At 44.6% G+C, this 2,037-nt stretch carries 1 rRNA gene; it reads left to right on the top strand.

Going from position 1 to position 2,037, the window contains the following annotated elements:
- The first annotated feature begins 439 nt into the window (after positions 1-439).
- Positions 440-1,961: ribosomal RNA gene (locus HNS38_RS19970) — 16S ribosomal RNA — on the top strand.
- The last annotated feature ends 76 nt before the right edge of the window (positions 1,962-2,037 follow it).

Consider the following 2,037-nt stretch of genomic DNA (forward strand, 5'->3'; position numbering starts at 1 on the left):
ACATTAGGAAAAGCGAAATAAAGCAGTACTTTTGCACTCGCAATTACAGCAACGTTCCTTACATATTGGTGTTTACATACTTGTTTTACAGGTAGTTGAAATTAGTTTTCGGATTAAATAAATTATTTTAAAACAAATGTTGCACGAATCAAATAACATTGTATATTTGCACCCGCTTAGCGAAACAAACTTAAGATTAAGTTTACTAGCGGCGAAAAGCTCTCTAAAAATTTTAAAAAATATTTCAAATAAAGTTTGAAGTTTTAAAAAATAGAGTATCTTTGCACTCCCAATTAACAAGGGGTTTAAACAAAAGAAAGTTCTTTAACAAGATTGAAAATATAATGTAGCAAGCAAGATATCCAGGAATTGGAAATTTATTTCCAACTCCGTCAATAAACAAAGATAGTCAGGAAACATAGACAAATAAACTTTTTATACAACGAAGAGTTTGATCCTGGCTCAGGATGAACGCTAGCGGCAGGCTTAACACATGCAAGTCGAGGGGTAACGATGTTTTCGGACAGGCGACGACCGGCGCACGGGTGAGTAACGCGTATGCAATCTACCTTTAACTGGAGGATAGCCCCGAGAAATCGGGATTAATACTCCATAGTAATCTAAAGTGGCATCACTTAAGGTTTAAAGCTCCGGCGGTTGAAGATGGGCATGCGTGACATTAGTTTGTTGGTGAGGTAACGGCTCACCAAGACTACGATGTCTAGGGGTTCTGAGAGGATGATCCCCCACACTGGTACTGAGACACGGACCAGACTCCTACGGGAGGCAGCAGTGAGGAATATTGGTCAATGGACGCAAGTCTGAACCAGCCATGCCGCGTGCAGGATGACGGCCCTATGGGTTGTAAACTGCTTTTATTAAGGAATAAACTCTGATACGTGTATCAGACTGAACGTACTTAAAGAATAAGCATCGGCTAACTCCGTGCCAGCAGCCGCGGTAATACGGAGGATGCAAGCGTTATCCGGATTCATTGGGTTTAAAGGGTTCGCAGGCGGCGTATTAAGTCAGTGGTGAAATCTCTCGGCTCAACCGAGAAACTGCCATTGATACTGGTATGCTAGAGTATAGTTGGCGTAGGCGGAATGTATCATGTAGCGGTGAAATGCTTAGATATGATACAGAACACCGATCGCGAAGGCAGCTTACGAAACTATAACTGACGCTCAGGAACGAAAGCGTGGGTAGCGAACAGGATTAGATACCCTGGTAGTCCACGCTGTAAACGATGATTACTCGTTGTCGGCGATACACAGTCGGTGGCTAAGCGAAAGTGATAAGTAATCCACCTGGGGAGTACGATCGCAAGGTTGAAACTCAAAGGAATTGACGGGGGCCCGCACAAGCGGAGGAGCATGTGGTTTAATTCGATGATACGCGAGGAACCTTACCTGGGCTTAAATGTAGATTGCATGAAGGGGAAACCTTTCTTTTCTTCGGAACTATTTACAAGGTGCTGCATGGTTGTCGTCAGCTCGTGCCGTGAGGTGTCGGGTTAAGTCCCATAACGAGCGCAACCCCTACCTTTAGTTGCCATCAGGTAATGCTGGGGACTCTAAAGGAACTGCCTACGCAAGTAGTGAGGAAGGTGGGGATGACGTCAAATCAGCACGGCCCTTACGTCCAGGGCTACACACGTGCTACAATGGTCGGTACAGAGAGCAGCTAACCCGTGAGGGTGTGCAAATCTTCAAAGCCGATCTCAGTTCGGATCGAAGTCTGAAACTCGACTTCGTGAAGTTGGATTCGCTAGTAATCGCATATCAGCCATGATGCGGTGAATACGTTCCCGGGCCTTGTACACACCGCCCGTCAAACAATGGAAGCTTGGGGTACCTGAAGTTCGTCACCGTAAGGATCGACCTAGGGTAAAACAAGTAACTGGTGTTAAGTCGTAACAAGGTAGCCGTACCGGAAGGTGTGGCTGGAATACCTCCTTTCTGGTGTATTTCTGTCCTATCAGTTTTTTGATATAAAGGATATCTTGCACTTTTGCTACTATTATATTTCATATAT

The sequence above is a fragment of the Lentimicrobium sp. L6 genome (assembly GCF_013166655.1).
GTDB lineage: Bacteria > Bacteroidota > Bacteroidia > Bacteroidales > UBA12170 > UBA12170.